This window comes from Sphingobium sp. IP1 (assembly GCF_002708645.1).
Taxonomy (GTDB): Bacteria; Pseudomonadota; Alphaproteobacteria; order Sphingomonadales; family Sphingomonadaceae; genus Sphingobium; species Sphingobium yanoikuyae.
The window spans coordinates 97,090-123,168 of the sequence record NZ_NOIW01000001.1 but is presented as its reverse complement, the minus strand read 5'-3'; the positions used below and the strand labels follow the sequence as shown (position 1 = coordinate 123,168).

The window sequence follows — 26,079 nt, the reverse complement described above, 5'->3', positions numbered from 1 at the left end:
CGCCGCGCAATATCCAAGAGAGATAAGGAGTTACCCATGACGATGTCGCCGCTGTCCCGTGCCTCCCGCGCCGCATGGCGGACGCTGGCCTGTGCCGGGCTGCTGTCCGCTTCCGCCCTGGCCGTGGCGGCCACGACCGCGCCGCAATTCGACGTCGCGCGCATCGTCAACGACATCAAGATCCTGGCCAGCGACGAGTTTGAAGGCCGTGGCCCGGCGACCCGCGCCGAGACCAAGACGATCGACTATATCGCCAAGCAGATGGCGGCGGCCGGGCTGAAGCCCGCCGGCGACAAGGGCACATGGTTCCAGGACGTGCCGCTGCGCATGTCGAACATCACCGGCACGCCCAGCCTGTCGATGACCGTGGGCGGCGCGGCCCAGCCGCTGACCCAGGGCACGGAAATCGCCGTGCGCGCGGCCGAGACCGGCCAGTCGGCGGTCAAGTTCGCCAACCTGCCGCTGGTCTTCGTCGGCTATGGCGTGAAGGCGCCCGAACGCGGCTGGGACGATTTCAAGGGCGTGGACCTTAAAGGCAAGATCATGGTCGTGCTGGTCAACGACCCCGATTTCGAGGGCGGCGAAGGCGATTTCGGCGGCAAGCTGATGACCTATTATGGCCGCTGGACCTACAAATATGAAGAAGCCGCGCGCCAGGGCGCGGCCGGCGTGCTGGTGGTGCATGAAAGCGAGCCGGCATCCTATGGCTGGGCGACGGTCAAGAACAGCAACACCAACACCATGTTCGACATTGTCCGCGCCGATCCCAAGAGCGCCCACACCCAGATGGAAGGCTGGATCCAGAAGGATCTGGCCGCCAAGCTGCTGGCCGCGTCGGGCGTCGATTTCGAAGCGGCCAAGGCGGCCGCGCGCAAGAAGGACTTCAAGCCCATTCCCCTGAAAGCGACGATGAGCGCCGACTATGCGGTGAAGTCGGAAATCATCACCTCGCACAATGTCGCGGGAATCCTGCCGGGCAGCAAATATCCCGACGAGACCGTCATCTATTCCGCCCACTGGGACCATCTGGGCATCGGCGCGCCGGACGCGAAGGGCGACACCATCTATAATGGCGCGCGCGACAATGCGTCGGGCACCGCCGCGCTGCTGGAACTGGCCCGCGCCTATGCCAAGGGACCGAAGCCCGAACGTTCCGTCCTCTTCCTGGCGGTGACGGCCGAGGAGAAGGGCCTGCTGGGGTCGGAATATTATGCCGACAATCCGCTGCGCCCGCTGGCGACCACGGCCGGCGTCATCAACATGGACGGTCCCTTCGCCGCCGAGAAGACGGTCAATTTCTCCATCTCCGGCGCGGCCAAGCTGGACCTGCTGACCCTGCTGACGCAGGAAGGCGAGAAGCTGGGCCGCCATTATACGCCGGATGCGCGCCCCGAAGCGGGCAGCTTCTACCGTTCTGACCATTTCCCGATGGCCAAGCGCGGCGTGCCCGCCATCTCGTTCAATCCGGGCCGCGAACTGGTGAATGGCGGCGCGGCGCGCGGCAAGGAACTGGGCGATATCTATACTCGCGATCGCTATCACCAGCCGGCCGACCAATATGACGACAGCTGGAACACCAGCAGCTGGGAGGGCGACATGACCCTGCTCTACAATGTCGGTCGCCGCGTGGCCGACGGCCATGACTGGCCCAACTGGTCGAGCGACAGCGAATTCCGCGCGGCCCGCGACGCCAGCCAGGCGCAGCGCAAATAAGATGTGAGGCGTGGCGGCCGGTGCCTACCGGCCGCCATGTCATATCGGCAGTTCGTGGGTCGACTTGATTTCGGACAGGGCGACGGTCGAGTTGATTTCCTGGACGCCGGGCAGCTTGCTCAGCCGTTCGAAGAAGAAGCGTTCATAGGCCTCGATATCCTTGGCCACGATGCGCAGCATGAAATCCATCGTGCCGAGCAGCACGAACGCCTCCAGCACTTCGGGAAATCCGCCGATCGCGGCGCTGAATTCGTCCAGATTGGCACGGCCATGGGCGTTGAGCTTTACCTGAGCGAAGACCTGGGCATTGAGGCCGACCTTGCGCCGGTCGAGCAAGGCCACCCGCTTGCGGATCAGCCCTTCCTTTTCCAGCCGGTCGATGCGGCGCCAGCAGGGCGACGGGGTCAGCCCGACCTTGTCCGCAATCTCCGCCGTGGTCTGGCTGGCATCGCGCTGCAATTCGCGGAGAATCTTCCGCTCGAAATGGTCGAGTTCGATCATATTTTCCTACATATCGACGATGGCAGGATAATTCATCCTCATATTGGCGATATCGGGCTTCAAATCAGGCAAGATTCTTCTCCAGAGACCGGCGATAAGGCGGCATCATCCCGAGGAGAAGAATATGGTTTCCCGTCCTGCCCGCCTGAACCCGCCGATGCAGTCGGTGCGGCTGCTTGATCCCGCCAGCGGGCTGGACGGCGTGATTGCCATCCACAGCACCGCGATCGGGCCGGGCGCCGGTGGCTGCCGCTTCTGGCATTATGCCGACATCGGCGCGGCGCTGGACGACGCCTGCCGCCTGGCCGAGGGCATGAGCTACAAGAATGCCATGGCCGGCCTGCCCTTTGGCGGCGCCAAGGCGGTGCTGCGCCGGCCCGAAGGCGAGTTTGACCGGGTCGCGCTGTTCCAGGCGTTCGGCCGCGCGGTCGAGGAACTGGGTGGCACCTATGTCACGGCCGAGGATGTCGGCACCAGCGTCGCCGACATGCAGGCGGTCGCCAGCCAGACCCGTCATGTCGCCGGGCTGGATGTCGCCGAGGGCGCGGCCGGCGGCGATCCGTCGCCCTGGACCGCGCTGGGCGTGTTCGAGGCGATGCAGGCGGCCGCCCGCCAGTCGCTGGGTGCCGAACTGTCCGACCTGACGGTCGCGGTGCAGGGCACCGGCAATGTCGGCGCGGCACTGTGCCGTCGCCTGGCCGATGCCGGCGCCCGCCTGGTGATCGCCGACATCGATCCGCGCCGCCGCAACACGCTGGCCGCCGTGCTGAACGCGAATGTGGTGGACGTGGCCGACATCGCCGCGGTCGAGGCGGACATCTTTGCTCCTTGCGCCCTGGGCGGCGCGCTCGATCCGCAGAGCGTGGCGGCGATGCAGGCCCGCCTGGTCTGCGGCGCGGCCAACAACCAGTTGGCGACGCCCGATGTGGCCGAGCTGCTGCGGACGCGCGGCATCGTCTATGTGCCCGACTATGTCGCCAATGCCGGTGGTATCATCAGCGTGTCGGCCGAATATCTGGGCGAGGACCGCGCCAGCGTCGCCGCCCGCGTCGACCAGATCGGTGGCCGGGTCGCCCAGATACTGGACCAGGCCAAGCGCGAGGAGCGCTCCCCCGCGCTGGTCGCCGACGAAATGGCCGAGGCCATCATCGGCGAGGCCGAACGCCAGGCGGCGTGATTGCAAGCCGCAATGATGCTGCGCATCAGCGGCTTGAAACGCTCAGACGCCGCCCGGGCTTGATCAAGGCGTGATGTGGAAAGCCCATCACGCCTTGATAGTCCCCCTTCCCCTCTGCGCTGTCGGTCAGTCCCGGCAGCGCAGGGTGGCGAGCGCCGCCAGCAGCATGACGGCGCCGGCAAAGGCCATGGTCCAGATCGGTTCGGTCGGGAAGAAATGGCGCATGATCGTGCCCATCACCGTCGCCACCAGCAATTGCGGGATGACGACGAAGGCGTTGAACAGCCCCATATAGATGCCGAGCTTGGTCTGCGGCACGCTGGAGGCGAGCATCGCATAGGGCATGGCGAGGGTCGAGGCCCAGGCAATGCCGATCGCCACTTCCGACAATAGCAGCGCCTGTGCATCGCGCAGGACCAGGAAGGACAGGAAGCCGAGCGCGCCGAGCGTCAGCGCCAGCGCATGGGTCCGGGCCTGGCCGATGCGGCGGGCAAGCGGCTGGAGCAGGAAGGGCGCGGCGAAGGCGGCGACGCCGTTATAGGTGGCGAACAGGATGCCGACCCAATTGCCCCCTTCATTATAGGCGGCGCTGGTCGGATCGGCCGAGCCGAAGACATATTGGGCGACCACCGGCGTAGTATAGATCCACATGATGAACAGCGCCGACCAGGTGAAGAACTGGACCAGCGCCAGCTTCTTCATCATCGCCGGCATGGTCGCGAAATTGCCGACCACATGGCTGAGCAGATTGTCGGTCCGACCCTGCGCATGAAGGGCCCGCGCGACGATGCGGGCGATGCCATAGGCGGCAAGCAGCCCGCCCAGCAGATACAGCTCCTTTTCCAGCGCCCAGCCCCAGACAGCGGCGATGATGGCGAGGCCAGCGACGATCCAGAGCGGACCACCGGCGGGGACCGGCGCCGCCGCCTCCTGGCTTGCCGCGTCGCTGGCCTGGGCAAAGCTGGCCATCTGCTCGGGTGAATATTCGCGGGTGGTGAGCACGGTCCAGAGCACGGCGAGGAACAGCGCGGCGCCGCCGATATAGAAGCTGATGCGCACCGTGTCGGGGATCATGCCGGCGGGCGCGACATTGGAGACGCCCATCTGGTCGAGCAGCCAGGGGGTGGAGGAGCCGATCACCGCGCCGGTGCCGATGAAGGCGGTCTGGATCGCATAGCCGGCCATATGCTGTTCCTTCGCCAGCATGTCGCCGACAAAGGCGCGGAACGGCTCCATCGAGACGTTGAGCGAGGCGTCGAGGATCCAGAGCATCAACGCGGCGGCCATCAGGCCGGGCGCATTGGGCATGCCGAACAAAGCGAGCGCCGCGAACAGCGCACCGGCGAAGAAATAGGGCCGACGCCGGCCGAGGCGGCACCAGGTGCGATCGCTATAATGACCGATCACCGGCTGGACCAGCAGGCCGGTCAGCGGCGCGGCGATCCACAGCAGGGCGAGATTGTCGAGATTTTCCCCCAGCGACTGGAAGATGCGCGACATGTTGGCGTTTTGCAGCGCGAAGCCGATCTGGATGCCGAAGAAGCCGAAGCTGATATTCCACAGCCCCCAGAAGCCCTGGCGCGGCCGGCCATCGGACGTCGTCGCGCCCGGTTCCAGCCCCATCTCATTCATTCCGGCCATCCCCATCCTTCGCCTTAACTTCGCACATTTCCCGCACATTTTGACATTAAGTTGCGAGCGCCTGATCCTATCGGAAAGTCTGCCTTCTGCGGGGCCCTTGCAATCCGCAGCATAAAGGAGCGCCTTCCTGTAGGACAGGCCATAGCCGCTTCGTCATTGCGAACCCGGCGATAGCCGGGTGAAGCAATCCAATGGATTGCCGCGGGCCTGCGGCCCTCGCAATGACGAGGTTCACTGGACTGTCACCGCTTGCGCTTGCCGCCGCTGGCGACGAAGCGGATCGCCTGGCCGCCACCCGGCGCCAGGTCGAGGCTAAGGACATCGCCCTTCTTGACCTGCTTCTTTTCGATCACGATCGCGTGGCGTGCCTCGGTGCGATAGTCGGCGCCGGGGCCGTCGCGATAGATTTGCGCGGTGTAGCTGCGGCCGGCATCGAGGAAGTCGAGCGTGACCTTGGACGAGCGCGCCTGTTCGTCGCCGACCGCGCCCAGATACCAGTCGTCGCTGCCCTTCGCCTTGCGCGCGATGGTGACATAGTCGCCGACCTCGCCATTCAAGACGCGGGTATCGGACCAGTCGGTCGGCACATCCTTGATGAACTGGAAGGGGCCGGGATATCTGGCGTAATTTTCCGGCGTGTCGGCCGCCATCACCACCGGCGAATAGAGGACGACATAAAGGGCGAGCTGCTTGGCGATGGTCGAGTGGATCGTGCTGCCTTCCGAACCCGACAGGCTGAGCACGCCGGGGGTGAAGTCCATCGGGCCGCCCAGCAACTGGGTGAAGACCAGGTTCGCCTCATGCTCTGGCGGGTTCTTGCCGCCGACCCAGGCATTATATTCCATGCCCCGGCCGCCTTCGCGCGCGACCCAGTTGGGATAGGTGCGGCGCAGGCCCGTGTCCTTGACCGGTTCATGGCTGTCGATGCTGACATGATATTTGGCGGCGGTCTGCACGACGCGCAGATAATGGTTCACCATCCACTGGCCTTCATGCCATTCGCGATGCTTCGCGCCATCGGCGTCGACCCGCTCGATCTGGCCGGCATCGGTGACATAGCCGGTCTTCACCACCTGCTCGCCATGGTCGGCCGCCCATTTGAAGGCAGTATCGAGCTGGCCGTCATAATGGCTGGCCGATCCGCCGGTTTCATGATGGCCGATCAGGGTGACGCCCTTGGATTTCGCATAGGCGGCCAGGCCGTCAGCGTCGAAATCCTCGGTCGGCTGCGAGAAGTTCATATCCTTGCCATTGCCGAACCAGTTGCCGTCCCAGCCGACATTCCAGCCCTCGACCAGCACGGCGGGGATGCCGCTGGCAGCGGCGAAATCGATGTAGCGGCGAACATTGGCGGTGGTGGCGCCATGTTTGGGTCCGCGCGCCCAGCTCCATTCGCCCTTGATCATGTTCCACCACACGCCGACAAACTTGCCCGGCTTGATCCAGCTGGAAACGTCGCCGAGCTTGTTGGGCTCGTTCAAGTTCAGGATCATGTGGTTCATGTAGAGGCCGGCGGCATCGTCGGCGACGGCGATGGTGCGCCAGGGGGTGGAGAAGCCGGCGTCGCGCGACACTTTGGGCGCGCCTGCCCCCGGCGTCAGATCGGCTCGGAACGTGTTGCCCTCGGCGCGGGCGAGATTCATGCCGGCATAATCGACCAGCGCGGCTTCATGCAGGGCGACATGAGTGCCGTCGGCCAGCTTCACCGTCATCACCGTCTGGGCAGTGCCGACCGCGTCGAGCGGGGTGCGGTTGTAGAGATATTCCTCGCGGTTCCACTCATAGGCGGGCTTCCACCAGGCCGTGCCCCCTTCAGCAAAGGCGAACTGGGTCAGTTCCTCGGCAATGTTGGCGTGATGGAGATTCGCCTGGTCGGGCAGGCTGTAGCGGAAGGCGACGCCGTCATCGAACAGGCGGAAGGTCACGTCCATCTCGCGCTGGAGATCGCCCTTCTCGCGGAACACCAGCGTCAGCTCATTATGATGGTCGCGGATCCTAGTCCATTCACCCCAGGGCTGGGTCCAGCTCGTGTCGCTGCTCGCCTGCCTGGCATCGGCCAGCGTCAGGTTGCGCTCGATCTTGGGCGCGTCGGTGAACATGAAGCCGAGGCGACTGTCGGCGATCAGCGGCTTGCCATTGCGCTGCACGGCATAGCTGGGGCGACCTTCGCCATCGAGGCTGATGGTGAGGGTGATATGGCCGTCGGGCGAGGCGGCCCTGGCCACCACATCGGCGCGCGCGGCGGTGGGCGCGAGCGCCAGGGCAATGAGCGGGAGAGCGAGCGCGGTCAGTCGCTTCATGGAAAAATCCTTGTCTTTCGGCGCGTCATTGCGAGCGCAGCGAAGCAATCCATGGGCAGTCCATTTGGATTGCTTCGCTACGCTCGCAATGACGAGGGAGAATGTCATTCTGAATGGTCAAAGGCGGCGACGAGGCCGGATGCGGGGGCGAAATTCCAGTCGGCGATGCGGCCGGTCGACAGTTCGACCTGCCAGCGGTCCGCATCGGCCGGGCGCCAGGCGACGGGGCTGGTGCCGAGGTTGAAGACGCAGAGGCGCTGCTGCCCGTCCTGCGTCCGTTCAAAGGCGAGCAGATCGTCCGGCGTGTCGAGAAAGGTGATCGTGCCGCTGCGCAGCGCCGGGGTGGCATTGCGCAGGGCCAGCACCTCGCGCGTCCAGTGGAGCAGCGAGGCAGGGTCGGCTTCCTGCGCATCGACGGCGAGCGGGCGATGCGCCTCCCCCACCGGTAGCCAGGGCCTGGCATCGGAGAAGCCGAGCCAGAGCGCCGCGCCGGTCCAGGGCATGGGCGTGCGGGCGCCGTCGCGCGACAGGGTCAGCGGCCAGTTGGCGATCGCTTCGGGATCCTGCAGATCCTCGAATGCGATATCGACCTGCGGCAGGCCCAGTTCCTCGCCATAATAGAGGAAGATATTGCCGCGCAGGCAGGCGAGCAGCAGCATCTTCATCCGGCAATAGGCATGGGCGTCGATGTCGCCGGCCCAGCGCGAGACGGCGCGCGGCGCATCATGATTCTCGAACGCCCAGCTGGGCCAGCCAATCCCCTGCTCCGCCGGCCAGCGCGACAGCGCGTCTTTCAGGAACGGCGCGGTCAATTTGGGGGCGTAGAGGAAGTCGAAGCCATAGGCGGTGTTGAGGCGATGATCGCCCTGGGTGAAGGCCTTCATCTCGGCATCGCTGTCATCCCCGCCGACTTCGGCGACGGTGAAGCGATCGGGATATTCGTCGAACACCGAACGCACCTTTTCCAGGAACAGTGGAATGTCCGGGTGGCTCTGGCTGTAGCGCTTGATCTGGAAATCATAGGGACGCGTGCGGATGCGGCCGTCTTCGGGCGCGGGCGGATTGTCGCGCAGTTGCGGGTCGGGCATCGAATGGTTGATCGCGTCGATGCGGAAGCCGTCGACGCCGCGATCGAGCCAGAAGCGCACGATATCCAGCACCGCCGCCTGCACCTTTCCATTGTGCAGGTTGATCTGCGGCTGTTCCTTCAGGAAATTGTGCATGTAGTATTGGCCGCGCCGCGCGTCCCAGGTCCAGGCCGGGCCGCCGAACACCGACTGCCAGTTGTTGGGCGGCGTGCCGTCGGGCTTCGCATCGGCCCAGACATACCAGTCGGCATGGTCGTTCTGGCGGCTGGAACGGCTTTCGATGAACCAGGGATGTTCGTCGGAGGTATGGGCCCAGACCTGATCGACGATGATGCGCAGGCCGAGGTCATGGGCGCGGGCGATCAGCGCGTCGAAATCGGCGAGCGTGCCGAAGATCGGATCGACATCGCAATAATCCGACACGTCATAGCCGAAATCGCGCATCGGGCTCTTGAAGAAGGGCGAGAGCCAGATGGCGTCGACGCCCAGCGAGGCGACATAGGGAAGATGGGCGGTGATGCCGGCCAGATCGCCAATGCCGTCGCCATTGGAGTCGGCGAAGCTGCGCGGGTAGATCTGGTAGATGGTGGCGCCGCGCCACCAGGGAGCCATATCGGTCAGTGCGTCGGTCATTGCGGATTAGCGCTCCGTACAGCGCAGACGCTGTAGCCAAGGGGAGGAAGGTCGAGGGCGAGGCTGCCGGGCGCGGATGCGCGCGGGGCACAGGCCGCGCCGGCTAGGGTGTCGAAAGCGGTGGAGGCAGCGTCCACCTGAACCTGCGCCCTGATCGGCGCGGTCGATGTGTTGAAGGCGATCAGATATTCCGCACCCGTGTCGGGATCGAAGCGGGAGACGGCGAACAGGCCCGGCTCGTCGCCGCGCGCGCGGATCGTCTCGCTGCCCCGGCGCAGCGCGGCATGGCCGGTGCGCAGGCGGGCGAGCGCCGCAATCTCGCGATAGAGCGGATGGGCAGGATCGAAGCGCGGGGTGGCGGTGGTGGCAGTGCTGCCGAGCAGGCGATTGTCGTTATAGCTCGCCACCTGGCTGCCGAACATATCCTCGCGCGCGTCCTGATCGCCGCCATCGCCGACGAAACCCTGTTCATCGCCATAATAGATGGTCGGCACGCCGCGCAGCGTCAGCAGCATGGCGTTGGCGAGCATCACCCGACGCAGCACCTCGTCCTCGCCCGCCTGCGGGAAGGCGCGGCGGACGAAGGTGGCGAAACGGCCGGCGTCATGATTGCTGACGAAGGTCGGCAACTGGCGCGCGGTGGCGGCGCCGCCCTGATAGAGGGCGTCGCCGGTCAGCATGCGTTCCCAGGTGGCGGTCGCCGCCTTGCCCGCGACGGTTTCCAGCGCGGCCTGGCGGAAGGCGAAGTCGAGCACGGCGGGAAAGCCGCCTTCGCGGGGGTGCCAGGCAAGCGGGCCGGCATCGACCGTCTCGACATAGACTTCGCCGAAGACATGGAAATTGGGGATGCCGCGCGCCCTGGCCCGCGCCTGCATGGCGGGGACGAACTGCTGCCAGAAATGCGGATCGACATGGCGGGCGGTGTCGATGCGGAAGCCGTCAATGCCGAAGCGGTCGATCCAGCCGCCGAATATGTCGATCATGCCGGCAATCACGCGCGGATGTTCGGTCATCAGATCGTCGAGCCCGGCAAAGTCGCCCATGGTCGCGCTCTCGCCCGAATAGGTCGTCTCGCCGCGATTATGATAATAGCGCACATCGTTGAGCCAGGCCGGGTTCTTCACCGCCTGCTCGCCCTTCGGCACGAAGGGGGTATAGGCATAGGCGGGGTCGGTGAGCTTGCCGAAATTGGTGGCGCTATGATCGGCGTCGCCGGCAAAGCCCGGATTGATCGCAGGGCCGGCCACGCCGCCGCGGCGCTGATAGGGATAGTCCGCGCGCGAGCGATAGGGACAGGGCCGGTCGGCGCATTCGCGATAGCGGATCACGTCGGCCGTATGGTTGGCGATGATGTCCATATAGACTTTCATCCCCCGGCCATGGGCAGCCTTCACCAGCGCGGCGAAATCCGCGTCGGTGCCGAAATGCGGATCGACATGCTCGAAATCGGTGATCCAGTAACCGTGATAGCCGGCGCTTTCCTGCCCCTTGGGCCCCTGCACCGGCTTGTTGCGGAAGATCGGGCCGACCCAGATGGCGGTGGCGCCCAGCCCCTGAATATAATCGAGCCGGCGGATCAGCCCCTGGATATCGCCGCCATGGTAGAAGCCCTTGGACGCGGGATCATAGCCGGTCTGGAGCCGGTCGCCCTTCAGGCCGCCCTTGTCATTGGCGGGGTCGGCATTGTCGAACCGGTCGGGCAGGACGAAATAGATGACTTCATCTTCGGGCAGGCGGGCGCGGAAGCCGTCATCCTGTGCCATCGCCGGAACGGGAAGCGCGCAGAGCGCAGCCAGCAGCATTGCCGTTCGTCCGCGCATGGCCTTCATCCCTCCCATTGCCGCTTGTGCCCGATTGCCGCGGCTTGGCCCCTTCTTAGTCGGCGGGGACAGGGCGGGCCAAGGGAGCGGCATACGTATTCAGACCGGTTTCAAACCCTTCTATTCCCAATGGAGACTCGCTGGCGTAGGGTCGCGCCATGGCCGCCAACGACAAAGTGACATCCTTCGACATCGCCACGCTGGCCGGCGTGTCCCAGCCGACCGTGTCGCGCGCGCTGCGCGGCGACAAGACGGTGAGCGAGGCGACGCGGCTGCGGGTCGAGGCGATCGCGCGGCAGCTCAACTATACGGTGGACAAGAATGCATCCTCGCTGCGGCGGGGCAAGAGCAATACGCTGGCCCTTTTGTTCTTCGAGGATCTGCTGCCCGACGAAAGCTGGATCAATCCCTTCTTCCTGTCGATGCTGGGGCCGATCCTGCAGACCTGCGCCAAGCGCGGCTATGATTTGCTGACCAGTTTCCAGCAGTTATCGACCGACTGGCATGTCGATTATGAGGATAGCCGCAAGGCCGACGGCATCATCCTGCTGGGCTATGGCGACTATGAAATCTATCGCACCCGGCTGGAGCAGTTGGTGGCGCAGGGCACGCATTTCGTGCGCTGGGGATCGGTCGACCAGCATGCGCTGGGGATGACGATCGGCTGCGACAACCGGCGCGGCGGGCGGGACGCGGGCGCCCACCTGATCGCGCGCGGATGCAGCCGGATTGCGTTCCTGGGCGACGCATCGAGCCATTATCCCGAATTTCGCGACCGTTATGCTGGCCTGTCCGACGTGCTGCGCGAGGCGGGGCATGCGGTCGACCCCGGCCTGCATGTCGATGCGCTGTCGACCGAACAGTCGGGTTATGAGGCGGCAAGCCGGCTGATCGCGCGCGGCGTGACGTTCGACGCGATCTTTGCCGGGTCCGACCTGATCGCGATCGGCGCGATGCGGGCGCTGGACGAACATGGGCTGTCAGTGCCCGGCGACGTCGCCCTGATCGGCTTCGACGATATCCCCGCCGCCAGCCTGACGCGGCAGCCGCTGACCACCGTGGCGCAGGATTATCTGCACGCGGGCGAAGTGCTGGTCGACGCGCTGATCGGCCAGATCGACCGCAAGCCGGTAACGCCGACGCTGCTGGCGCCCCGGCTGATCACGCGGATGACGGCTTAGAACTTCCTCCCCTTCCTCACATGCGTCATCCCAGCGGAAGCTGGGATCTCTCTTTTCTTGAGCGCAAACAAGGCAGTGGGATGCCAGCCTTCGCTGGCATGACGAGCGAGGAGCGATACGCGCCCTCCCCCCAAAGAAAAACGGACCGCCCTCCCCTCTAAGGGGTGGCGGTCCGGGGAGGGGGATTGCCCGCGTGCAGTCGGGCAATCCGGGGAGGAATTTCAGGACTTGCCCGACCGGCGCGAAGGCCGATCAGAACTTATAGGTCAGGCCCAGATAATAATCGCGGCCGTAGCGCTGATAGTCGATGACCTGGCGCTTATCGCCATTCTGATAGGTGACGAAGGGCTGGTCGGTGAGGTTCTTGCCCTGCAGCAGGATCGACAGGCCGGTGAGCGGCCCCGACTGGAATTCATAGCCGATCTGCGCGTCGAGAATGCCCTCTGCCTTGGCGGTGCGGAAGGTCGGCGCGGCCGAAAGGCCGGCGACTTCGCCCAGGAAGGAAGAGCGATAGCGATAGGAGACGCGCGCCTGGAAACCGCTCTTTTCATAATAGGCCGTGCCGCTGGCGACCCATTTGGACAGGCCCGGCAGGGTGACGACATCGGTCGGGTTGCTGCCATATTTGACTTCGCTGTGGGTGTAGGACCCGCTGGCGAAGATACCGAAGCCGTCGAGCGTTTCGCTGAATACCTTGAACGGCAGCGAGACGGTGCCTTCCGCCCCCATGATCGTGCCCTTGCCGGTGTTGGCCGGGGCCTTCAGCAGGCCGATATAGCTGCCGTCGGCGATGATCTGGTTGCGGATGTCGGCGGGCAGCGAGGCCAGCACGTCCGAGAAATCATAGGCGATATTGTTGTTGGGATCGACGAAGTCGGTCAAATTCTTGAAATAGCCCGCGAGCGAGACATAGCCGCCGCCCGGAAAATATTTCTCGATCGACAGGTCGATATTGGTCGACTGATAGGGACGCAGCGCGATGTTGCCGCCGTTCGAGCTGAACGGGCTGTACTGCGGGTCGGAGCCGAGGCCGACATTGGCCAGGTTGAAATTATATTCCTGGTTGATGCGTTCCTGGTCCATGCGCGGACGCACCATGGTCTGGGCCGCACCCATCTTCACGAAGAAGCCGGGTTCCAGCTCGACCGAGAACTGTGCGCTGGGCAGGAAATTGGTGAAGCTCTCCTTGCCCGAGGCCGGGACGACGGTGACGACGCCGTTGGAGAAGTTGGAGATGGTGCCAGTCGACGCCTGGCGGGTGTGGATCACCTGCACGCCGATCGCGCCCTTGAGCGGCTTGCCGCCCAGATCGCCGTCCAGCGTCATCTTGGCATAGCCGGTGAAGACATCTTCCTTCACGACATTGTCGCGCACCAGCGACGAGGGACGATTGTCGAACACGGCGTCGAGCGTGTTGTTGTAGAGATAGAGCGGATCGAGCGTCAGCATCGCCGGCACGCCCAGATAGTCGAGCGAGACATTCTTGCCGAGCAGCGCTTCCTGCGGCACCGGCGCCGAGCCGGGCGTGCCATTGGCGATGGTGCAATCCGTGCCGCCGGTGGGGCAGAGGAAATAGCTGGTATAGGCGCTGGTCTTCTTGCGCCGGCTGTAATTGCCGCCGACTTCCCAGTTGCTGAAGATGCTGCCGGAAATGTCGCCGACCAGGTTGGCGCGGAACGACTTCATGTCGTCGATGAACTTGGGCCGGTTGAGGAAGCCCGCCTGCACGACGGCGGTGGTGCCGTTATAGCCCCAGCCATTGGGGTCGGTCAGGCTGATGACGTTGGTGTCGGTATAGTCGAGCGTCGGCACGATGCTGAACAGGCCGTTCGACTGGCGCTCGACGCGCACCGTGTCGGACACGCCCGACCGCAGATAGCCGGTGCCCGAATAGGTTTCGAGCAGGAAGTCGGTGCGCTTGGCGCGCGACCAGCTGGCGTCGACATTGAGCTTGAGCCGATCGTTCAGGCGGATGTCGTTGTTCCAGCCGAGCGAAATGGTGTCGGCCTTGCGCTTGTTATAGTCGTTGCGCTGAACGCCATAGACGTTGGAGAAGGTGGCGCCGGTGACGAAGCCATTTTCGACCGTCACGTCGCTGACGCCGACGTCGGTGCCCCAGACGAGCGGGAATTCGATGCCGCGCAGGCGCTGTTCTTCCTCGAAATGCGAGGCGAGGACGTCGAAGGTCGAGTGGAAATTGTCGCTCGGCTGCCATTCCAGCGTGCCGACCATGCCGTAGCGCTTCAGCAGGTTCGACTGCACATAGGGCTTGGCGCCGCCAATGATCAGATTGCCGTCGGCATCGGTAGGATAGCCCCAGGCGTTGAAGCGCTCATTCTGCGACGGGGTCTGCGAGGCGGCGAAGCCCAGCGACAGGCCCAGCGTGTCGTCGGCGAACTGATCGACATAGGTGGCCGAGGCGCGATAGCCATAGCGTTCGCCATCGGGATTGAGCTTGTCCATGCCGTTCATCTGGCCGCGCAGCGACACGGCGAGGATGCGGTCATTCTTGTCGAGCGGACGCAGCATGCGCAGGTCGACCGTGCCGGAAATGCCGGCGGCGATCAGCGCGGCATCGGCGCTCTTGTAGACATTGACGTTCTGGAAGAATTCCGAGGGATATTGATCATATTCGACGCCGCGATTGTCGCCGACGGTGACCTGTTCGCGGCCGTTGAGCAGGGTGGTCGAGAAGTCCGGGCCAAGGCCGCGGATCGACAGGCGCTGGTCGCGGCCTTCGAGGCGCTGGGCGGTGACGCCGGGCAGGCGGGCAAGCGAGTCTGCGATCGACACGTCGGGCAGCTTGCCGACATCTTCGGCCGAGATGGAATCGACGATCAGCACGGAATCGCGCTTCACCTTGGCGGCGGAGGCGAGCGAGGCGCGGATGCCGGTGACGACGATGCCTTCGGATTCGCCGGCGGCGGGTGCGGCGGGCGTCGCGGTTTCGGCGTCGGTCTGCGCATGGGCGACCGCGGCGAGCGAGAAGGAAGCCCCTGCCAGCAGCGCAGCGCGCAGGACGGTATGACGGAATTGATGCATGACAGTGATCCTCCCCAGGACGCATCTTGAGCGTTTCTTGCCGACATGTGTCGGTCTGGTTCAAATAGCGCCGCCCCCGTCCCTCTGCACAGATTCCAGCATACGTATTCAGCCATATTCCCGACATGGCCGGTTACCGTAGCGGAAATGGCCGAAATAGCGGGTTCAGCCGTGTGATAGGACCGATGGCATGGGCGCAGCCGCCGACAAAAATATGCAGCTGATGCTTGAAAGCCACGCGCACTTTCCTAGATTGGTCCTGTCACTCTTCCCCCCTTTGGAGTGACACCTCCCTGAACCTGGCCCCGTCGTCGAGCTTGCTCCGGCGGGGTTTTCTTTTGCCCGCCAGATCGGGGCAGGATGCGGGTCAGGATGCGGGCAGGAAGCCGGCGCGTTGCAGTCGGGCGACCGAATCGCGCGCGACGGGGACGCTGAGCCCGCCATCCAGGGTGATGAGCCAGCTGCGGCCGGCGGGATCACAGCGCAGGATGGCCCGATGGGCGATCCACCAGCTACGATGCACCTGCGCGCCGGCCACCCCCTCCATCTCCGCAATCGCGTCGCGCAGCCGCATCAGCAGCAATTCGCTGCCGCCCGCGCCATGGACGCGGACATAATGATCCTCGCTCTGCAGCGCCAGGATCGGCCCGGCAAAGCCGGCCGACAGGCGATGGCGCAGGGCGGGGTCTGCGGGCGATGTGGCGGCGGCGTCTTCGGCAGGCGGGGCATCGATGGGCGGCGGCAGGATGCCCCGCTGGGCCAGCCGCCGGTCGGTCTGTTCGGCCCAGTGGGTGACGACCAGCACGGTGAGCGCGCAGAGGAAGGAAAAGGGCAGCAGGCCGGTAAAGCCGTCCAGATCGCGAAAGGCGGTGCGGCCGACATTGCGCCAGAGGAAGGCCAGCGGCACGACGCAGAGCGACACGCCGGAAAAGACGGTGATCGATACCGACAGGTCGATCCGCCGCGCCAGGCCGCGCAGCAGCCAGATCGTCGGCCGGACGAGGATATAGGCCCCCATCAGCAGCAGCCACCAATGGCCGATCCGCCCCGGCAGACCGTCGCGCATATAGGTGCCGAACGGCCCCATGAAGCCGATGATGCCGGCCAGCAGCAGCATCGCCCACAGCTCCAGCAAGATGCGTCGGTTGAAAATCGGCTATTCCCCTCTCCGCCCGCTTGTCGCCCTGCCCGTTCGCGAAGCGCCGGCTGGAAAATGCCCGGTTTTGCGGGGCATTGGCAAGCCCTCTTTCCGCGTAACGGATTGGCGCTTGCTGGCCGGCGGGCTGGTGCCATCAGCAGATTGGACGGCCGCCCCGCGCCCCTGGGCCAAGGCCGAGACGAGGAGAGAATCTGGTGACCAAGCCCCCTTCCCCCCGGCTGCCGATATTGGCCATGCTGCCCATCCTGATCGGCGGACTGGCGCTGGATGGCGCGCCGACCCTGGCGCGGCCTGGGGCGCAAGGCGCGCTGTTCGGTCAGCCGGTGATCCGCACCCTGACATTGCCCGCCGACATGCGGCCGCAAAGCGCCACCTACACGCCGTCGGGCCGGATATTGCTGACCTATGCCAAACCGGGCGAAAGCGATCCGCGGCAGATCAACCTGGCCATCATGGACGATGATGGCAGCCATATCCGCCCGATCTTCAGCGGAACGATTCCCGCCCGGCCGAAGGATAATGGCATCCGCTACATGGTGTTTGCCGACAATAAGCGGATCTTCCTGGGCGATTTCGTGATCGAATGCCCGACCAGCCTGGACGATTGCACGCAGGCGCAACTGGTGCCGGTCACCTATCCGCCGCAGGTGGCCGATGGCGCGCATATCTGGCATCGCTGGTCGGAAATGGTGGTGGCGCCGGACAATCGAAATATTGCCTGGACGACCCTGCTCGCCAATTATTCCGCCGCGGTGCTGACCGGCGAACTGACGCGCGGCCCGGACGGCTATGTCGTCACCCGGCCGCAGATCATCAGCAGCAGCGATCCCTTCCGTCCCGATCCGGCCCATGCCGATGGCGTCATCCCTGCGCCGATCCGCGGCGGCGAGGTGAAGCAGTTCGTCCATGGCGGCAGCGCCCTGTCGCTGGTCGGCGCGGTGAAGCGCGACCTGCCCGATTCGGTGGTGATGGACCTGGCAAGCGGCAAGGTGACGCCGATCACCGACACGCCGGGCTATACCGAGACGACGATCTTCTCGCCGGACGAGCGGCTGGGCATGGTGATGACCACCCGCTTTTCGCAGACCGACCCGGCGATATTGGGGCTGATGCCCCGCCCCTATCCCGACAGCCTGAACATGGGGCTGAGCATGTTCGCCTATACCTATGCCGTCACCGGCGTGCGCACGGCACGGCCGGGCAATGTCGGGCCGGCGCTGATCGACATCGCCCGATCCCAGCGCGAGGACGGCTATCAGGGCGCGAACCTCAGCAGCCAGGCCGACTGGGTGTTTCATTCGCCCATGTCCTGGCATCCCGACAGCCGCCGGGCGACCTGGATCGAGGGGCTGCGCGGCAGCGAGACCAAGCGGGTCCAGATCGTCACCCTGCCCGGATACAAGGCCGGACCGGCGGTCGCCCCGCGCGCCGTGCCCGACAGCCTGCCCTATGGCGATACCGACCTGTCCACCCTGTCGGCGCTGGCGGGCAAGAGCCAGAATATCGACGTGAAGGTCTATGGCCGGCGGTCGGGCCATATCCAATATCGGCGCACGAGCGGCGCCATCGAGAAAATCTATGTCGATTTCAGCGACGACGGGAAGCAGGTCTATAGCGGGCGCGAGACGACGCAGATCAACATGCGCGGCCAGTCCAGCTACGAAGCGGACATCCGCCTGACCGGCCCCCGGCCCGGCATCATGAAGCTCCAGATGACCTTCGGGCCGCTGGGCGGCCCCAAGCCTGCTGCGATCGACTTCACGCCCCAAGCCGATGGCCAGCCGCGCAGCCGGGGCTTTGCCGAATATGACGGCCAGCGGGTGAACGTGGACCGGCTGGCGCCATGAAGAGCCGCCGGACGATCAGGCCATGGCACTGATCGTCCGGCGGAAGCGGGTGAGCGCGATCAGGAAGAAGGCGATGCCGATCGCGGCGGTGGCGGCGAATTGCGGCCAGACGACGCCGATGCCGGCGCCCCGGAACAGGATCGCCTGACCCAATTCGACGAAATGGGTGGTCGGCGCGAACAGCATCACATCCTGCACCAGCTTGGGCATGGATTCGCGCGGGGTGGTGCCGCCCGACAGCATCTGCAGCGGCAGCAGCACGAGGATCATCAGCATGCCGAATTGCGGCATGTTGCGCGCTAGCGTCGCGAGGAAAATGCCCATCGAGGTCGTGGAGAACAGCACCAGCGCGGCGCCTGCGAAGAAGAGCGCCAGCGATCCGGCGACGGGCACGTGCATCAACCCCTGCACCACCAGGTTGATCGACAGAGACGAGGCGAGCAGCACGACCAGCCCCATCGACCAGACCTTTGACAGCATGATCTCGAACGGGGTGACCGGCATCACCAGCAGATGCTCTATCGTGCCATGTTCCCGCTCGCGGATCAGCGCCGCGCCGGTCAGGATGATCGACAGCATTGCGATCTGGTTGATGATCTGTGCCAGGGCGCCGAACCAGGTATGGTTGAGCGTCGGGTTGAAGCGCGCCCGCACCGCCAGGTCGACCTTGGGCACGCTGTTGGCGCGATAGCGGTTGACGAATTCATTCACTTCGGCGGTTGCGATCTGCTGCACATAGCTGCTGCCCGAGAAAGCCTGGCTCATGCGCGTGGCGTCGGTGTTGAGCTGGATTTCCGCCGAACGCCCCGCCAGCACGTCGCGCTGGAAGCCATGGGGTATGTGGAGGACGAAGGTGAAGTCGCCCGCGTCCATGCCCGGATCGATCTGCGCCGGCGCAATCATCCGGGGCAGCGTGAATTGCGGCGGGTAGAAGGCCGCGACGATCCGCTGCGACAGGGGCGATTCATCCTCATCGACGATTGCGATGGCTGCATTGTGCAGCGTTTCCGGCTTGGAATTGGCCGAGGTATAGATGGAGACGGTGAAGACGAACAGGATCAGCACCAGCATGATCGGGTCGCGCCACAGGCTCCACAGCTCCTTCACGCCCAGCCGGTAGATGTTGGAAATCGTCGCGCGCATCGGCGTCAGGCCTCCTGCTTCTTGAGCAGCATGATCGCGATGCCGACGATCAGCGGCGCGGAAATGGCGAGCGGCAGGAAGGAGCCGGCCAGATCCGAAAAGCCCAGCGCCTTGGCAAAGACGCCGCGGCTGATGGTGAACATGTGGCTGGCGGGATAGATGTCGCCGATGATCCGCGCGCTGCCTTCCATCGAGGAGACGGGGTCGGTCATGCCGCCATAGGTGGTGGCCGGGATCATCGTGCCGATCATCGCCAGGAACATCGCGGCGATCTGGCTGCGCGTCACGGCCGAGGCGAGCAGGCCCATGCCGGTCGCAGTGACGCAATAGATGGCGGCGGCCAGCAGCAGGGTCGGGAAGCTGCCCTTCACCGGCACGCCGAAGATGAAGATCGCCATCAGCACCATCAGCAGGAAGTTGACAAGCGCCAGCACGACATAGGGAAGCTGCTTGCCGAGCAGGAATTCGCTGCGGCTGACCGGCGTCACATAGAGGTTGATGATCGACCCGATCTCCTTTTCGCGCACCACCGCCAACGCGGTCAGCATCGCCGGCAGCATGAGCAGCAGCAGCGGGATGACGATCGGCACCATCGCCGGCAGGCTCTGCACATCGGGGTTGTAGCGATAGCGGTTCTCGATCGAGAAGCTGCTGCCGACCGCGCTGCCGCGCGCGGCCGCCTGCTGGCTCAGCCAATGCTGGTGCAGCCCCTGGATATAGCCCTGCACCGTTTCGGCGCGCTGCGGATTGGCGCCGTCGAACCAGGCGCCGACCGTGACCTGTCGCCCGGCCGCGATATCCCGGCCAAAGCCCGGCGGAATCTCGATCACCAGCGCCAGTTCGCCATCCTTCATGCGCCGGTCGAGATCGTCATAATCGCGGATCGGCGCATGTTCGACGAAATAGGAGGAGCCGGAAATGTCGAGCGCATAATTCTGGCTGAGGATGCTGTTGTCGCGGTCCAGCACGGCATAGTTCAGTTCGTTGATGTCGGTGGTCATGCCGAAGCCGATCACCAGCATCAGGATCAGCGAGCCGATCAGCGCGAGCGTCGCACGGACCGGATCGCGTTGCAGTTCCAGCGTCTCGCGCCAGGCATAGGTAAGCGCGCGTTGCGGGCTGAAGCCGCGCCTGATCGTGCCATGTTCCGCCTGCGCCATGTCCTTGAGGGCGCTTTCCTCGTCGGGCGGGCGGGTGTCGCCGCCGGCATCGACCAGATAGCCGATGAAGGCCTGTTCCAGATCAGGCGCGCCGCGCTTCTCTATCAGGCGCGCGGGCGCATCGCTGTCGAGCACATGGCCGGCATGCATCATCGACATGCGGTCGCAGCGCATCGCCTCGTTCATGAAATGGGTGGAGATGAAGATCGTGACCTTGTCGCGGCGCGACAGTTCCGCCAGCAATCGCCAGAAGCCGTCGCGCGCCACCGGATCGACGCCGGAGGTCGGCTCGTCGAGGATCAGCAGTTCCGGCTTGTGGACCATCGCCACGGCAAGGCTGAGGCGCTGTCGGATGCCGAGCGGCAGGCTGTCGGGCAATTCCTCCATCACCGGGCCAAGATCGAACCGATCGGCCATTTCCGCGACGCGGGCGGGAATATCCTCGCGCGGGACATGGAAGAGATGAGCGTGAAATTCCAGATTCTGGCGGACGGTGAGTTCGGTGTAGAGCGAGAAGGCCTGGCTCATATAGCCGACCCGCTTGCGCGTGGACATGTCGTCCGGGTCCACTGCATTGCCGAACAGCCAGGCCTTGCCCTCGGTCGCGGGCAAGAGACCGGTCAGCATCTTCATGGTGGTCGACTTGCCGCAGCCATTGGACCCCAGGAAACCGAATATCTCGCCCCGGCGAATGCGGAAGCTGACATGATCGACCGCAGTGAAATCGCCAAAGCGCATGGTCAGTCCCTGCGCCTCGATGGCGATATCATCCTCGCTGGCTTCGAGCGGCGGGATGACGACCGGCTCGTGGCCGCGCTTCTTCTCCTCGGGCAGCAGCGCGATGAAGGCCTCCTCCAGCGAACTGGTGCCGGTGCGCGCGAAAATCTCGGCCGGGGTGCCGGTGTCGAGGATCTGCCCGTCATCCATCGCCACCAGCCAGTCGAAACGCTGGGCCTCGTCCATGTAGGCGGTGGCGACAATCACGCTCATCTGCGCCTGGGTCTGGCGGATGTCGTTGATGAGATCCCAGAATTGGGCGCGGGCCAGCGGATCGACGCCGGTGGTCGGCTCGTCCAGGATCAACAGGTCGGGATCATGGATCAGCGCGCAGCACAGGCCCAGCTTCTGCTTCATGCCGCCCGACAGCTTCCCCGCCGGTCGGGCAAGGAACGGGTCGAGGCCGGTCGCGCGGGTGAGCGCATCGATCCGCCTTCGCCGCTCCGCCCCGTCATGGCCGAACAGGCGGCCGAAAAACTGCAGATTCTCCTCGACCGACAGGGTGGGATAGAGATTCTTGCCCAGCCCCTGCGGCATATAGGCGATGCGCGGGCAGACATCGCTGCGATGGCGCTTGTCGCGCATGTCGCCGCCCAGCACATGGACATCGCCATCCTGGATGACATGGGCACCGGCGACGAGGGAGAGCAGGCTGGACTTGCCCACGCCATCGGGGCCGATCAGGCCGATCATCCGCCCGCCCGGTATGTCGAGATCGATGCCGCGCAGCGCCTGCGTTTTGCCATAATGGAGGCGGACGCCGGACAGGCGGACGACCGGATCGACCGTCGGCGCGCCGATGGGGTCGGGCTGGTTCACTGGACCGCCCGCGATCCTTCGGGAAGGGCGCGGACCGCAAGCGAGGCGGGCCAGGCAACGCCCGGATCGATCCGGACATAGGCCATGCCGGGCAGGCCGGTCTTCACCTGGGCGATATGCTTGCGCAGCAGCGCCGGATCAATCCGGGCCTTGACCCGGAACATCATCTTCTCGCGCTCGCTCTGGGTTTCCACCGTCTTGGGCGTGAACTGGGCGACGTCGGCAACGAAGCTGATCCGTGCCGGGATCGGATAGTCGGGAATGGCATCGAGCACGATCCGCGCCTCGCTGCCGATGGCGACGCGGCCGGCGGCGGTGGCGGGCAGGAAGAAGCTGATCGTCACGTCGGACAGGTCGACCAGGCTCAGCACACGGCCACCGGCCGTCACCACCTCGCCGGGCTGGGCGACGCGATACTGGACGCGGCCGTCGCGTGGCGCGCGCAGGCTGCTGTCGTTGATGTCCGCCTCGATCCGCTGGATGGTGGCGCGGCCGGCCTCCACGCGCGATCGCGATCCGATCACCTGATTGCGGGCATTGGTGATGGCGACCTCGGCCGAGGCGAGCTGGGCACGGGCAGCCTCCACGGCAGCGGCGGCGCCTTCGGTCTGGGCGGCGTCGTCATCGCGTTCCTGCACCGCGGTCGCGCCTTCGCGGGCCAGGGTTTCGGACCGGGCAAGGCGCTTGCGCGAGGCGTTGAGTTCGGCGATGCGCTGGCGCACCACTGCCTGGGCGGCGGCCTTCTCGCTCTCGCGCTGGGCGACCTGGGTCTGGGCGACGAGGACGGCATTCTGCGCCTCTGCCAGTTGCGCGACGGCCTCGGTCCGCTGTGCGTCCAGCACGTCGACATCCATATGGGCAACGATCTCGCCGGCCTGCACCAGCTGCCCCTCATCCGCGACGATATCCTTGATCCGTCCGGCAGACTTGGAGGCGACGTCGATCTCGGTCGCTTCCAGCCGGCCATTGCCGCCGACAATGCCTTCGGGCAGGCCGGCCGGCTTCAGCAACGTCCAGAGCAGGAAGGCGATGCCGGCCACCGCCGCCACGATCAGCCCCCTGACGATCCAGCGCTTGTTCATGCTCATGGTTCCCCCTGGTTCCCGGACGGGGCGGCCGCGATGCCGCGATTGACCACAAAGCCGCCGCCCAGGGCGGCATAGAGGCTGACGATGCTGGAGAGTTCCCCCCGGCGAAGCTGGACCAGTGCCTGTTCCGCATCGAACAGGTCGCGCTGGGCATCGAGCACTTCGAGATAGGTGGAGCGGCCATTGTCGAACCGCAACTGGGCGAGGCGCGCCCGTTCCCGCTGGGCATCGACCAGCTGGCGCGTGGTGCCGATCTGCAGGGCGATCTGGCGCCGCCGGACCAGCGCGTCGGACACGTCGCGAAAGGCCGACTGGATCGTCTTTTCATAGGTAGCGACGGCCTCGTCCCGGCGCGCCTGCGCCACGTCCAGATTGCCCTTCAGCCGACCGGCGTTGAACAGGGGCAGTCGGATCGTCGGCGAAAAGCTCCACACCTCGCTATTGCCGCCGAACAGGCCGTCGAGGTCCGGGCTGGTCGTGCCATAGGCCCCGGTCAGGCTGATATTGGGGAAGAAGGCGGCGCGGGCGGCACCGATATTGGCATTGGCGGCGCGCAGCTGATGCTCGGCCGCGACGATGTCCGGCCGGTTGGTGAGCAGTTCGGACGGCAGGCCGGCGGGCACCTGATAATCGCCGCCCGGTCCGGCCAGCCGCGGCGATCCGGGCGCGATCTCCACCGGCTGTCCGACCAGCAGCGCCAGCGCGTTGCGATTGACCGTGCGGTCGAGGTTCAGCACATGCATGGTGGTGTCCGCCTGCGCCAGCAGCACCTGGGACTGGGCCAGGTCCAGCTTCGACCCCGACCCCACCTCATAGCGGCGGCGCATGATGCGCAGCGTTTCCTGCCGGGTGGTGATCGACTGCTGGGTAAGGGCGGCGCGCTCCTCATATTCGCGCTCCAGCAGATAGCCGAGCGCCACCTGCGCGATCAGGTCGGTCGCGACCGCCCGGCGCGATTCCTCGGACGCCAGAAACTGTTCGCGGGCGGCCTCCTTCAGATTGCGCAGCCGGCCCCAGAAATCGATTTCCCAGCTGGCGCTCAGTTGGGCGGTGATCGATTTCACGTCGACGATCTGGTCGCCGATCACCGGCAGGCTGTAGAAGGCCTGACCGCGCGTGCCCGTCGCCACCGCATCGAGCTGGGGATAGAGCGAGGCACCCTCGATCCGCCAGGCGCCGCGCGCCTGCGCCACGCGGGCGGCGGCGATGCGAATGTCGCGATTATTGGCCAGCGCCTGGGCGACCAGCCTGCGCAATTCGGGATCGGGGAAAACCTGCTCCCAGTCGCGCCCGGCCAGCGAAGTCCCGGCCGGCGTCGCTACGGCATAGCTGTCGGGCACCGGCAGGGACGGCTGAACATAATCGGGAGCAAAGGAACAACCGGTCAGGGAAAGAGCCAGAAGCATCGCCAAGGCCTCAGGGATAACCCTCCCCTTCACGCCATGACCTATCGCAAAATCGGAATTTCCAAGCGACACCAAGCACCCCTTTTCGAGCAACATGGACCCCTATTCAATCGATATAGCATCGACTGACTTCATCTATTCTCGATTTTGTGAGACATGATGTTTCAGAACATCACAAGGACTCACGAATAACTTATGCCTTTAATATATTTGTGTTTATCTACCACAACCAGTATCGTCAATCGCACCTGACCTGACCGCTCGCGCCGTTGCGAGGGGCGCAACGCGACAAGGGACGCAGGATGATCCGCAACCGCCGCGCGCAACCACGACACTTGCCCGCCCCCTGGTCGAGCCTGGCATGGCTGCTGGTTGTCCTGTCGCCTTCTTTTGCGACAAGCGCCCTGGCCGGGGAACCCGTAGAAACCCTGATAGGGCGGATCGCCCTGCCCGATGACCAGAATATGGCGAGCGTGGAACTGCGCTTCCTCAACATGGGCGCGGCGCCCGCCACCATGCCGCTGCCCGACCGGGTCGAGGCGCTGGTGGAACAGGATGGCGCCGCGCGCCGGCTGTGGCTGCGCCGGGCGCCGGGCGTGCCGGAGACGGTGGAGATTGCGCCGGGCGGCTTTGCCCAGGCGCGCTATCAACTGGCCGCAAGCGACATGGCCGAGGGGACGTTGCTGTCGATCCCGGCCTGGAATTCGCCGCAGGTTGCGCTGCATGGCGCGGCTGCCTCGCGGATGGCGGCCGCTTCGCCGGTGCCTGTCCCACCGCCGCCGCCGCCGCCCGGAACCCCGGTGCCGCCGCCGGTCGCGCCGCCGGCCGATCGCAGCGCCGGCAATGCCTTCATCGGCAATCTGGCGCCCTATGAGCCGATCTATGCGGTCTATGGCCCCGGCACCAATACCGATGCCCGGTTGCAGTTGAGCTTCGAATATCGGTTGTTCGGATCGCGCGATGCCGCGCATTTGCCCAGTTCCTGGCGGGACGGCCTGCATTTCGCCTATACCCAGCGCATGTTCTGGGATCTGGGCGCCAATTCCATGCCCTTCCGCAACATCGATTATCAGCCAGAAATCATCTATGTGACGCCGACCCGGATGCTGAAGAACGGCATGTCGCTGGCGCTGCAGGGCGGGCTTCGGCACGAATCCAACGGCCGCGACGGCGATGCGTCGCGCAGCATCAACAGCTTTTATGTCGCGCCGATGGCGGCCTTCTCGCTCGGCGAGGAACGGCGGCTGCTGGTGGCACCGCGCCTGACCTTCTATGTCGGCGACAAGTCCGACAATCCCGATATCGTCCGCTATCGCGGCCATGCCGGCCTGTTCCTGCAGGTCGGCGATGATGACGGGCTGCGCCTGTCGACCAACAGCCGGTTCAATTTCGGATCGGGCAAGGGCGCGATCAACGCCGACCTGTCCTATCCGCTGCCGCGCCTGCTGGGCGGTGGCCCCGATCTCTATTTGTTCGCTCAGGGATTTGCCGGATATGGCGAGAACCTGTTGGACTATAATCGTTCCATAACAAGATTGCGGATCGGCTTCGCGCTGGTGCGCTGACCGCCGGGTGGCTTGCCCC

The 26,079-nt window shown here is 65.3% G+C and carries 16 protein-coding genes; 5 read left to right on the top strand and 11 right to left on the bottom strand.

Annotation, left to right across the window (positions count from 1 at the left end):
- Positions 1-36: 36 nt before the first annotated feature.
- Entirely contained in the window at positions 37-1,713 is a 1,677-nt protein-coding gene (locus CG471_RS00535; RefSeq protein ID WP_069337403.1) for a M28 family metallopeptidase, read from the top strand.
- Between the two features lie 39 nt (positions 1,714-1,752).
- Here the strand turns inward: CG471_RS00535 and CG471_RS00530 are convergent, their stop codons facing one another.
- On the bottom strand, positions 1,753-2,214 hold the full coding sequence (locus CG471_RS00530; protein WP_004208390.1) for an Lrp/AsnC family transcriptional regulator: 462 nt from the start codon (positions 2,212-2,214) through the stop codon (positions 1,753-1,755).
- 124 nt (positions 2,215-2,338) lie between these two features.
- Here CG471_RS00530 and CG471_RS00525 point away from each other — a divergent pair, with 124 nt between their 5' ends.
- Positions 2,339-3,391: a Glu/Leu/Phe/Val dehydrogenase dimerization domain-containing protein gene (locus CG471_RS00525; RefSeq protein WP_010338936.1), complete on the top strand. Its 1,053-nt coding sequence runs from the start codon at positions 2,339-2,341 to the stop codon at positions 3,389-3,391.
- 126 nt (positions 3,392-3,517) lie between these two features.
- Here CG471_RS00525 and CG471_RS00520 read toward each other — a convergent pair whose 3' ends face one another.
- From CG471_RS00520 to CG471_RS00505, 4 genes are all read right to left on the bottom strand, one after another.
- A complete protein-coding gene (locus tag CG471_RS00520; RefSeq protein ID WP_099229834.1) occupies positions 3,518-5,023 on the bottom strand; it encodes an MFS transporter in 1,506 nt (501 codons plus the stop codon).
- Between the two features lie 251 nt (positions 5,024-5,274).
- Positions 5,275-7,332, bottom strand: coding sequence for a glycoside hydrolase family 97 protein (locus tag CG471_RS00515; RefSeq protein ID WP_099229926.1), 2,058 nt, complete (start codon positions 7,330-7,332; stop codon positions 5,275-5,277).
- Between the two features lie 104 nt (positions 7,333-7,436).
- Complete coding sequence (locus CG471_RS00510; RefSeq protein ID WP_099229832.1) at positions 7,437-9,053, bottom strand: alpha-glucosidase; 1,617 nt, start codon at positions 9,051-9,053, stop codon at positions 7,437-7,439.
- Positions 9,050-10,873, bottom strand: coding sequence for an alpha-amylase family glycosyl hydrolase (locus tag CG471_RS00505; RefSeq protein WP_099229925.1), 1,824 nt, complete (start codon positions 10,871-10,873; stop codon positions 9,050-9,052). Before CG471_RS00505 ends, CG471_RS00510 begins: the two co-directional genes overlap by 4 nt.
- A 158-nt stretch (positions 10,874-11,031) precedes the next feature.
- On the opposite strand from CG471_RS00505, the gene CG471_RS00500 reads away from it, so the two are divergent.
- Positions 11,032-12,054, top strand: a complete 1,023-nt coding sequence (locus tag CG471_RS00500; protein ID WP_069337408.1) for a LacI family DNA-binding transcriptional regulator — start codon at positions 11,032-11,034, stop codon at positions 12,052-12,054.
- A 252-nt stretch (positions 12,055-12,306) separates the two neighbouring features.
- Here the strand turns inward: CG471_RS00500 and CG471_RS00495 are convergent, their stop codons facing one another.
- Positions 12,307-15,096 carry a TonB-dependent receptor gene (locus tag CG471_RS00495; protein WP_037509160.1) on the bottom strand — a complete coding sequence of 930 codons (2,790 nt, stop codon included), beginning with the start codon at positions 15,094-15,096 and terminating at the stop codon, positions 12,307-12,309.
- Positions 15,097-15,463: 367 nt separating this feature from the next.
- A complete protein-coding gene (locus tag CG471_RS00490) occupies positions 15,464-16,213 on the bottom strand; it encodes a LytTR family DNA-binding domain-containing protein (RefSeq protein WP_099229923.1) in 750 nt (249 codons plus the stop codon).
- A gap of 236 nt (positions 16,214-16,449) precedes the next feature.
- Here CG471_RS00490 and CG471_RS00485 point away from each other — a divergent pair, with 236 nt between their 5' ends.
- Entirely contained in the window at positions 16,450-18,102 is a 1,653-nt protein-coding gene (locus CG471_RS00485) for a hypothetical protein (protein WP_099229830.1), read from the top strand.
- Between the two features lie 15 nt (positions 18,103-18,117).
- Here CG471_RS00485 and CG471_RS00480 read toward each other — a convergent pair whose 3' ends face one another.
- Genes CG471_RS00480 through CG471_RS00465 form a run of 4 tightly spaced genes read right to left on the bottom strand, consistent with a single transcriptional unit; the run spans position 18,118 to position 24,495 of the window.
- A complete protein-coding gene (locus CG471_RS00480; protein WP_099229828.1) occupies positions 18,118-19,245 on the bottom strand; it encodes an ABC transporter permease in 1,128 nt (375 codons plus the stop codon).
- A gap of 5 nt (positions 19,246-19,250) precedes the next feature.
- Positions 19,251-22,001 (bottom strand): ribosome-associated ATPase/putative transporter RbbA, encoded by a 2,751-nt coding sequence (gene rbbA, locus CG471_RS00475; protein WP_180275579.1) that lies wholly within the window; start codon positions 21,999-22,001, stop codon positions 19,251-19,253.
- A complete protein-coding gene (locus CG471_RS00470; RefSeq protein WP_099229826.1) occupies positions 21,998-23,089 on the bottom strand; it encodes an HlyD family secretion protein in 1,092 nt (363 codons plus the stop codon). Before CG471_RS00470 ends, rbbA begins: the two co-directional genes overlap by 4 nt.
- Positions 23,086-24,495 (bottom strand): efflux transporter outer membrane subunit, encoded by a 1,410-nt coding sequence (locus CG471_RS00465; protein ID WP_099229824.1) that lies wholly within the window; start codon positions 24,493-24,495, stop codon positions 23,086-23,088. Before CG471_RS00465 ends, CG471_RS00470 begins: the two co-directional genes overlap by 4 nt.
- 302 nt (positions 24,496-24,797) lie before the next feature.
- Here CG471_RS00465 and CG471_RS00460 point away from each other — a divergent pair, with 302 nt between their 5' ends.
- Positions 24,798-26,060, top strand: coding sequence for a phospholipase A (locus CG471_RS00460; RefSeq protein WP_099229822.1), 1,263 nt, complete (start codon positions 24,798-24,800; stop codon positions 26,058-26,060).
- Positions 26,061-26,079: the final 19 nt, after the last annotated feature.

What these genes read in the sequence shown, in the direction of transcription:
- CG471_RS00490 (WP_099229923.1), bottom strand. Translation starts at nt 16,213, where the DNA reads ATGCTGCTGCTGGCCGGCATCATCGGCTTCATGGGGCCGTTCGGCACC.
- CG471_RS00535 (WP_069337403.1), top strand. Translation starts at nt 37, where the DNA reads ATGACGATGTCGCCGCTGTCCCGTGCCTCCCGCGCCGCATGGCGGACG.
- CG471_RS00530 (WP_004208390.1), bottom strand. Translation starts at nt 2,214, where the DNA reads ATGATCGAACTCGACCATTTCGAGCGGAAGATTCTCCGCGAATTGCAG.
- CG471_RS00525 (WP_010338936.1), top strand. Translation starts at nt 2,339, where the DNA reads ATGGTTTCCCGTCCTGCCCGCCTGAACCCGCCGATGCAGTCGGTGCGG.
- CG471_RS00515 (WP_099229926.1), bottom strand. Translation starts at nt 7,332, where the DNA reads ATGAAGCGACTGACCGCGCTCGCTCTCCCGCTCATTGCCCTGGCGCTC.
- CG471_RS00520 (WP_099229834.1), bottom strand. Translation starts at nt 5,023, where the DNA reads ATGAATGAGATGGGGCTGGAACCGGGCGCGACGACGTCCGATGGCCGG.
- CG471_RS00500 (WP_069337408.1), top strand. Translation starts at nt 11,032, where the DNA reads ATGGCCGCCAACGACAAAGTGACATCCTTCGACATCGCCACGCTGGCC.
- CG471_RS00505 (WP_099229925.1), bottom strand. Translation starts at nt 10,873, where the DNA reads ATGCGCGGACGAACGGCAATGCTGCTGGCTGCGCTCTGCGCGCTTCCC.
- CG471_RS00465 (WP_099229824.1), bottom strand. Translation starts at nt 24,495, where the DNA reads ATGCTTCTGGCTCTTTCCCTGACCGGTTGTTCCTTTGCTCCCGATTAT.
- CG471_RS00470 (WP_099229826.1), bottom strand. Translation starts at nt 23,089, where the DNA reads ATGAGCATGAACAAGCGCTGGATCGTCAGGGGGCTGATCGTGGCGGCG.
- CG471_RS00495 (WP_037509160.1), bottom strand. Translation starts at nt 15,096, where the DNA reads ATGCATCAATTCCGTCATACCGTCCTGCGCGCTGCGCTGCTGGCAGGG.
- CG471_RS00510 (WP_099229832.1), bottom strand. Translation starts at nt 9,053, where the DNA reads ATGACCGACGCACTGACCGATATGGCTCCCTGGTGGCGCGGCGCCACC.
- CG471_RS00480 (WP_099229828.1), bottom strand. Translation starts at nt 19,245, where the DNA reads ATGCGCGCGACGATTTCCAACATCTACCGGCTGGGCGTGAAGGAGCTG.
- CG471_RS00460 (WP_099229822.1), top strand. Translation starts at nt 24,798, where the DNA reads ATGATCCGCAACCGCCGCGCGCAACCACGACACTTGCCCGCCCCCTGG.